Source organism: Bacillus sp. A015 (assembly GCF_053851875.1).
In genome coordinates this window covers 1-8,024 of sequence record NZ_JBSPZB010000041.1, presented here as the reverse complement: position 1 = coordinate 8,024, position 8,024 = coordinate 1, and the positions used below count along the sequence as shown (strand labels likewise).

Sequence of the window (8,024 nt, the reverse complement as noted above, 5' to 3'; positions counted from 1 at the left end):
ACTCTTGTCCCCATAGAAAAAAACACCTCCACGTCTTATTTCGGATAACAACGATCCGTTTTCAAACTTGAAGGTGTTTTTTATTTGTCTCACTTTATGGGGTCAGTCCCGCTGCCCCTGGTTTTTTAAATATGGTGAACAAAATTAAAACCTAGGGGCTGCCTGGTTTTATAAATGATCCTCTTTCAAAATGCGCAAAAGTGACTCAGATATGGATTGGAGCGGCACGTACAATTTCAGTTGATACAGCATGCCTTTGACGATGACTTGTCTTGGTTTTTGTTTATTTAACTCATTTTCTAAAATGCCGAGAGCTTCAAATAAATCAGGCTCGTCTTTCACTTCATAGTGTTCTTCTGCAAGCTCTCTTAATTCTTTTAACAGAGATTCTGTCAGCGGGTCGAATGACCGTTCATAAATAGGACCAAACCAATCACTCGCTTGATCTACGGAAATGAGCGGAACATCGCTTCGCTTCATCATGCCGCCCATCAAATCATCGATACGGTGAATCATGGTTGTGGCAAGCTCTTCAGCCTCTAGCTGAAAATCATATAAAATCGCAAGCTCAAAATAAACGTGACTCATGCCCTCGATCGTCAAACAAAGATCAGTCATATAAGGAATCGCTGCGTCTCCATACACCTGTTTAATGTTATCAATGTGCAACTGGATGGTTGCAAGCCTGATTTGTTTCGCGAGCTGCTGCGTTTCTTCATTCAATGGAAGAGCTCGATCGCTCAGCTGCATTTTAATAAAATCTTTTTGCTGCAAAATATTATCGTAATAGACAGTGAGCTGTTTGCGGTAGGCTTCTTTTGGTGTGCCGCCCTCTGTTTGAACCTCATGAATCCGGGTAAATACCTTATCGTAATAGTAATGCAAGATCGAAATGAGCAGCGCTTCCTTTGATTTAAAATAAAGATAAAAAGCACCCTTTGACATATGGCATTCATCCGCAATTTCCTGAACAGACGTTGTATTGTAGCCTTTGCTGGCAAATAATTTCATGCCGGCCTCAATGATCATTTTTTCTTTCTTTTTCAATATGAATGTCATCCTTTCTTACCGAGAGACAAATGTCTTAGGAAACGTGCGCAAAGAGATGTGACTTATCGGTCATAAACGACGAAACTTTTCAAAAATTAATCAGATTGTAACTTGTTTTTTACAGTGTAATTCTTTATATTATAAAGTAAGGTGACCAACTGGTCAAAATATGTGAAAGGATGATGTTCCATGAGAGAAATCGATGATATGATTAGACGCTTGCGAACAAAAGGGATTCAAGTAGAAAAAGTCAAAATGCCGAAAGAAACCACAATTGAAAAGAAATGGATGTATCAAGCTGGTAAGAAGATTAAAGCCACATACCGTGATTTCAATGGGTATTCATTCATCTAAAAAAAGACTGCGGTCTAAAACCTACAGTCTCTTCTTTGGAACAGTGATCGTATAACGTACACCTAGATCATCATTTTCAATAGATATGGACGCTTGATGCATTGAAAGGATTCGTTTGACAATGCTTAACCCAATACCGAATTCGCCCTTTTTTCCCTTACTAAAAGGTTCGTATAGGTTGGATAGCATATGTTCTTCAATTGGAGGACCGTCATTCCGAATGACAATGCGGATTTGATCCTCTTCCTGCTTCATATGAATATCAATTTTACTTTTCGCGTAGCGAAGTTGGTTTTCTAGCACATTTTCAAATAATTTGCTCCATTGTTCTGGATCGCCTTCAAGTGCAGCCTCATCATCTAAGTCCACGTTCCACTGCAATTCATTTTTCGACCAGCGTATTCGGTCGACCACTTCCAGCATCGTATTACTGAGTAGGAAGGAAGCATGTGCGGGGTGTTGTTTTGATAAATAATCAAGCTTTGTTAAGTACAGCAAATCCTTGATTTTCTTCTCAAGTTTTTCCGCTTCACCTTCAATGACTTCCACCGTTTGTTCAAGATCTCCCTTAGGAAAAATACCATCTTTAATCGACTGCGTATAGCCGCGGATGACCATGACAGGTGTCTTTAAGTCATGTGATATATTTTGCAAAAGAGTCCGTTCTGTTTCATCCTTTTGAATGAGCTTTTGTCTCATTTCTTCAATGGTATGACCAAGCTTCCCGATCTCATCTTGCCGGTCAACGATGACAGGGTCGTCCCAGTCCTCTTGCGCAATCCGCTTCACGTGCTTTTCAAATGCAACGATTGGACGGGATAAGTAGCGGGCAAGCCAAATCGATGGAATCCAGCTTAATAAAATAACGGTGCCCAGGATAAATATCAGCTGTTTAAACAGCGTAAAGGACAGGTCGTCTCGATAAGAGTCTGGTGCATAGGACAGAAGAATATATTGTGTATTGTCTGTTGATACTTTTTTGATGACAAAAAAGATGTGCTGGCCATTTACCTCTTCAGAATAGCGTTTCGTTGCGCTTTTTTGTTTTTTCACAAAGGCTTGGATTTTCTCAATAAAGGCGTGCGGGAAAAACTGCGCCATTTGGTTTAATTCATCTGACGGAATCAGAATGTGCTGCACCGAGCGGTTTTCCGGTGTCGACTTTGGCGAGCCGTCTCGGTTCAACGGATATTCTGTGAGCACCTGCTGTTCATTTTCTATATTTTTATAAATTTCATTCGTGAAAAAGTTTCGTAATGTATTGGAAAATAGGATGATCAGGACAATCGAGATCGTGAGCAAAATACCAGAGATGACGACCCAAATTTGAAAAGCGAGCGGTTTGTTCTTCATCCTTTTAGCATCCTATAGCCAAATCCATAGATGGTCTCGACCTTTAAGTCGGGCATTTTTTTGCGTAGCCGTCTGACAAGGTCGTCGACCACACGATCTGTTCCGAAGTAATCGTGTCCCCAAATTTTGACGAGGATATCTTCACGAGAAAAAGCATGTCCCTGATGATGTGTAAATAAAAGCAGCAAGTCAAATTCCTTAGAAGTTAAGTTAATCAGCTGATCTCCTTCATACACCTCTCTTACATCCTCATGAATGACATAGGAGGAGACGGGTGTGACGCTTTTCTGCTGCGGAGTATCGCTATTTTTGTACACAAGCTCAAGCAGCTTTTGCACCCGAATGATCAGCTCGCGCGGAAGAAATGGCTTCGCAATATAATCACTGCTTCCCAGCTCTAAGCCGAGGACACGATCAATATCTGCATCACGGGCTGAAATGAAAATGACCGGTACGTCAGGTGATGCAGCTTTGATTTCTTTAATAAGTGTGTAGCCGTCCGTATCAGGCAGCATGATATCTAAGATCCATAGATGCGGCGGCTTGTTCATTGCCTCACGTGCCGCTTCTCCGGTTAAAAAAGAGGAGACATTCCAATTTTCACTCTCTAAATATTTGGTTAAAAGTTCATTTAAGTTTTGTTCATCTTCAACTAAATAAATGGTGTACGACAAAGTCTTCCACATCCTCTCAACGTCATTATAACGGGATACAAAGGCGGCATGTCAACAATCACACGCTTTTTTCACAATTTCACATATTCTTCTCATCATTATCCCATAATGTTTGATTATGATAAGCTCAAGGGAAAAAAGGGCATAGACAAAAGGCTGAAGAATAGGTGCTTTTCACCAATGTGCGCACCTTGCTTTTTTTCTATGAATAAGTATTATATAATTTGACATATTGCCATAAAGTATTTTCAATGATCTTGCCATGAAGAGGACATGAGTCCTATCTACACATATGAATGAAGCATGTCATGAAAATGATGCAAAGGAGTGCAAGCGATGGATTTCCGAAAAGAAGATGAAGAGAAAAAGATGAATCATCAAGAAGACGCACATCAAGAGAATGAAAAACAAATAGACGAACCACAAAAAGAGAAAGAACTCGTTTTTCACCAACATGAAAACGAAACATCTGCATCTCAGGAGAGTGTGACAAACAGATCTCCTCAAATGATGGATGACCGTGCTTCTAAAAAAGAGAAAAAACGGAAGGCTGCATGGCTGAGCCCGATTCTTGGGGGGATTATTGGCGGAGGTCTTGTGCTTGGCATTACGCCGCTTTTGCCGCAGTCACAAGATACAGCCGCAAACACTCAAACCCAAACAGAGTCAAGTGAACCGGCAACCTCTGATAATTTCTCAACAAAACAAATCACCAATGCCACGAATGTAGCTGATATGGTAGAAGATTTAGAGCCGACCATTGTAGGGGTCTCAAACTATCAATCTACACAAAATTCGTTCGGTCTTAGCGGTGATTCAACAGAAGCTGAAGCTGGAACGGGTTCAGGTGTCATCTTCAAAAAGGATGGCAAGAAGGCGTACATTATTACAAATAACCACGTAGTCGAGGGTGCCAATAAATTAAAGGTCACGCTTTATGATGGGAAAACAAAAGAAGCGAAGCTAGTCGGCAGTGACGTCATGACAGATTTAGCCGTTGTCGAAATGAACGCTGACGGCATTGATAAAGTGGCAAGCTTTGGTGATTCTTCTAAGCTTCGTGCTGGAGATAAAGTAATCGCCATTGGAAATCCGCTCGGTGCGCAGTTCTCAGGTACTGTGACAGAAGGGATTATTAGTGGTGTTGACCGTACCGTTGAAGCGAATACGTCATCTGGTACTGTTGAGATGAATGTGCTGCAAACAGATGCAGCGATCAACCCAGGGAACAGTGGAGGTCCACTGATCAATACGAATGGTCAAGTCATTGGTATCAACAGCTTGAAAATTAGCGAAAGCGGTGTGGAATCACTCGGCTTCGCGATCCCAAGTAACGATGTGAAACCGATTGTAGATGAGTTATTGAAAAATGGAAAAGTCGAACGTCCTTACCTTGGCGTACAAATGATTGACCTTGAGCAAGTGCCTGAAACGTATCAGGAAAATACGCTCGGATTATTTGATAAACAAATCGGCAAAGGCATTTACGTAAAAGATGTATCAAAAGGATCTCCTGCACAAAAGGCAGGCTTGAAATCTGGAGATGTGATCATCAAGTTTAAAGGGAAAGACGTGGCGAACAGCTCTCAGCTGAAAGAAATTCTTTACAAAGAAACAAAGATTGGCGATAAAACCACAATGACCGTCATTCGTGAAGGGAAGAACAAAAATCTAGATATTACCCTTGGGCAGTCTGAAAATGAATAAATGAAAACAGGTGGATGAAAGGCCCACCTGTTTTTTTGTGCTTATTTTTTTGATGAGAGTGAACGTAAGATGATTTTTTCCCACAAGTTCCAAGGCAAGAGCTGCTTTGCTGTAAATGAAAGGCGAACGCCTTTCCCAACAAGATATCTTAGCTGTTTCAGCTGTTTCTTTTCTGCAAGTGTGACAACGAGTTCTGCGACTTCACGAGGATCTCCGTAGTTTGATTTCTGGGCATTGATATAGGCCATCATCTTTTGATAGATGCTTGTGTATTTAGAATCTCCCGCTGGCTGAATCATCTGTTCGTTCATGGAGGTGTTCCAAATATTTGTTTGGAAAGAGCCCGGCTCGATCAAGGCCGCCTGTATACCAAACGAAGCCAGTTCAATCCGCAAGCTCTCTGTATAGCCCTCCAAAGCAAACTTGGACGATACATATGGAGAGAGCGCAGGCATTCCCATTAACCCGCTGATGCTGCTCATATTGAATATCTTTGCACCGCTTGTCATAAACGGAAGAACCGCTTGTGTCATTTCCATTACACCAAAGACATTCACCTCGAACTGCTGGCGGTACGTGTCAATAGGAACCTCTTCAGCAAAGCCAGCATAGGCGGTCCCTGCATTGTTCACGAGCAGGGTAATGGGTGCATAGGCATCCAGTTTTCTCTTAAATGCTTGAATCGACTGCGTGTCCGTCACATCTAATGCTTCAATATGTATAGATTCGGATAAAGAGGCTTGCATCATTTCTTCGGCGAGCTTTTTGGCGTTGGCTTCCTGCCTGACACCAGCAATCACTGTATAGCCTTGCTTAGCGAGGCGTATCGTGATAAGTTTTCCAAAGCCGCTATTGGCACCAGTCACAATGGCTGTTTTTTTCATCATCCGGTTCTCCTTTTGACGTATATTTTTTGTTTTCATTTACCATAACATACTGTTTAGTTGAATAACGAAAAGAAGCTTGGAGAAGAATAAAAAACGATGATGTGAAATAGGAGGAAACACATGATGTGTTGGAAGAAGGCGGGACTAATAGGAGTGCTGCTCTTTATGCTGTCCGGCTGTCAATCAATCGAACCGTTACAACATACAAATGAAGCAGAAGCAGAGAGTCTGTCAGCTGTTCAAATGAAGGAACTGCCATTTCAGCATCTGCACCTGCATGTACAATATGGACATAAAAGTGAATTATACGAAGCCACCTACCGTCAGGCGAGCGGCAAAGAAGAAGCGCTCATTCGAGACCATATGAATGGTGTCCGCTATGAAGGAGAAGAAGCTTTGCGAGAGATGAAGATGAAGCTAAATGATATGTCTATTCCTAGTGCAAAGCTCAGTGAGACATATGTAAATGAACTATTAGCCGCTTTTAATTTAGATGACGATTATCAGCGGATTCAGGTCGATATAAAGCTCGAAGATGGGACAAAACGTACATTCCAAAAGAAGAAGTAAACGAGACTTTCTCATTTTTTAATTGAAAATGATTTTCAAGATCACTTAAATCTGATACACTAAATTAAGATAAGTGATCTTTTACGTCTATACATAGACGATATTCAATATAAAAATTTGGATGAGAAAAGGAGCGTTTGAGCGGAATGAGTGCCATTTCTACTGAAGGTTTAAGCTTAGGCTACGGAGAAACAATGATCATAGACGAACTAAATGTATCAATCCCTAAGGGTGAAATCACAGTATTTATTGGCAGCAATGGATGCGGTAAATCCACGCTACTTCGCTCTTTGGCCCGTCTCATGAAGCCAATGGGCGGTTCTGTCCTGCTTGAAGGACATTCCATTGCAAAATTACCAACAAAGGAAGTAGCGAAACAGCTCGCCATTCTTCCACAAGGACCAGAAGCGCCAGAAGGATTAACTGTGCATCAGCTAGTGAAGCAAGGGAGATATCCTTATCAAAATTGGCTGAAGCAGTGGTCGAAGCAAGATGAAGAAGCAGTGAATCGTGCATTGAAGTCAACAAAGATGGAAGACCTTGCTGATCGGACTGTTGATTCATTATCAGGTGGACAAAGGCAGCGTGCTTGGATTGCGATGACGCTGGCTCAAGAGACCGATATTATTTTGTTAGATGAGCCGACGACATATTTAGACATGACGCATCAAATTGAAATCCTTGACCTTCTTTTTGACTTAAATGAAAAAGAACAGCGCACGATTGTGATGGTTCTTCATGACCTCAATCTCGCATGCAGATATGCTCATCATCTTGTAGCGATTAAAGACAAGACGATTTATGCAGAAGGTAGACCGGAAACCGTCATTAATTGTGATCTCGTGAAAAATGTCTTTGATATGAACTGCCAAGTGACAACAGATCCATTATTCGGAACACCATTATGTATTCCGCATGGCAGAGGACGCTGTATTGTGCAGCAGGCGCAAGCCGAGACATTTCTTGCTGCAAGATAATCGTATGTCAAAAGCCTGACATCTGTTACGCACAGAGTCAGGCTTTTTTCTGAAAAAGGGGGCGGAAAATGAATGGGAAATGAATTAGATGAAAAGCTCGAAGGCTTGCTTGATAAATATACAGAGCTGCTGCTTGGTGAAACGACCGAAGCACTGAAAAAAGATGTGAAACAGTGGGTGATCTACTCGCATATTGCCAAAAGCATGCCGCCTTTAGCAAAGCATTTTAACGAAACGTATCCAGAGGCAAAAGAAGAGATCAAAGAAACCATTCAGCGGATCAAACAACTGAATGAAGCACATCGAGCCAAAAAAGACCGCTAAAAAACTGCCAGCATCATAGGGACTGACCCCATAAGATGAGACAAATAAAAAACACCTTCAAGTTTGAAAACGGATCGTTGTTATCCGAAATAAGACGTGGAGGTGTTTTTTCTATGGGGACAAGAGTG

General features: G+C 41.6%; 9 protein-coding genes. 5 read left to right on the top strand and 4 right to left on the bottom strand.

What is annotated here, in order from left to right:
• Window positions 1-168: 168 nt before the first annotated feature.
• Complete coding sequence (locus ACSLGF_RS18620; RefSeq protein WP_456007788.1) at window positions 169-1,047, bottom strand: TetR/AcrR family transcriptional regulator; 879 nt, start codon at window positions 1,045-1,047, stop codon at window positions 169-171.
• 192 nt (window positions 1,048-1,239) lie between these two features.
• Here ACSLGF_RS18620 and spxO point away from each other — a divergent pair, with 192 nt between their 5' ends.
• Window positions 1,240-1,404, top strand: coding sequence for an anti-adapter protein SpxO (gene spxO, locus ACSLGF_RS18615; RefSeq protein ID WP_003212782.1), 165 nt, complete (start codon window positions 1,240-1,242; stop codon window positions 1,402-1,404).
• A gap of 21 nt (window positions 1,405-1,425) precedes the next feature.
• Here the strand turns inward: spxO and ACSLGF_RS18610 are convergent, their stop codons facing one another.
• Complete coding sequence (locus ACSLGF_RS18610; RefSeq protein WP_456007786.1) at window positions 1,426-2,757, bottom strand: sensor histidine kinase; 1,332 nt, start codon at window positions 2,755-2,757, stop codon at window positions 1,426-1,428.
• The gene (locus ACSLGF_RS18605; RefSeq protein ID WP_456007784.1) at window positions 2,754-3,431 is read right to left on the bottom strand and encodes a response regulator transcription factor; all 678 of its coding nucleotides are present in this window, start codon (window positions 3,429-3,431) and stop codon (window positions 2,754-2,756) included. The genes ACSLGF_RS18610 and ACSLGF_RS18605 overlap by 4 nt, the downstream gene beginning before the upstream one ends.
• 336 nt (window positions 3,432-3,767) lie before the next feature.
• Between ACSLGF_RS18605 and ACSLGF_RS18600 the strand changes: the two genes are divergently transcribed.
• On the top strand, window positions 3,768-5,138 hold the full coding sequence (locus tag ACSLGF_RS18600) for a S1C family serine protease (protein WP_456007782.1): 1,371 nt from the start codon (window positions 3,768-3,770) through the stop codon (window positions 5,136-5,138).
• A gap of 41 nt (window positions 5,139-5,179) precedes the next feature.
• On the opposite strand, the gene ACSLGF_RS18595 is transcribed toward ACSLGF_RS18600, so the two are convergent.
• A complete protein-coding gene (locus ACSLGF_RS18595) occupies window positions 5,180-6,025 on the bottom strand; it encodes an SDR family oxidoreductase (RefSeq protein ID WP_456007780.1) in 846 nt (281 codons plus the stop codon).
• 123 nt (window positions 6,026-6,148) lie between these two features.
• Here ACSLGF_RS18595 and ACSLGF_RS18590 point away from each other — a divergent pair, with 123 nt between their 5' ends.
• The 3 genes from ACSLGF_RS18590 (at window position 6,149) to ACSLGF_RS18580 (ending at window position 7,896) form a co-directional block, all read left to right on the top strand.
• Window positions 6,149-6,595, top strand: a complete 447-nt coding sequence (locus ACSLGF_RS18590) for a YusW family protein (RefSeq protein WP_456007790.1) — start codon at window positions 6,149-6,151, stop codon at window positions 6,593-6,595.
• A 146-nt stretch (window positions 6,596-6,741) separates the two neighbouring features.
• Window positions 6,742-7,572 (top strand): ABC transporter ATP-binding protein, encoded by an 831-nt coding sequence (locus ACSLGF_RS18585; RefSeq protein WP_003213584.1) that lies wholly within the window; start codon window positions 6,742-6,744, stop codon window positions 7,570-7,572.
• A 72-nt stretch (window positions 7,573-7,644) separates the two neighbouring features.
• A complete protein-coding gene (locus tag ACSLGF_RS18580; protein WP_249704895.1) occupies window positions 7,645-7,896 on the top strand; it encodes a YusU family protein in 252 nt (83 codons plus the stop codon).
• Window positions 7,897-8,024 lie beyond the last annotated feature (128 nt).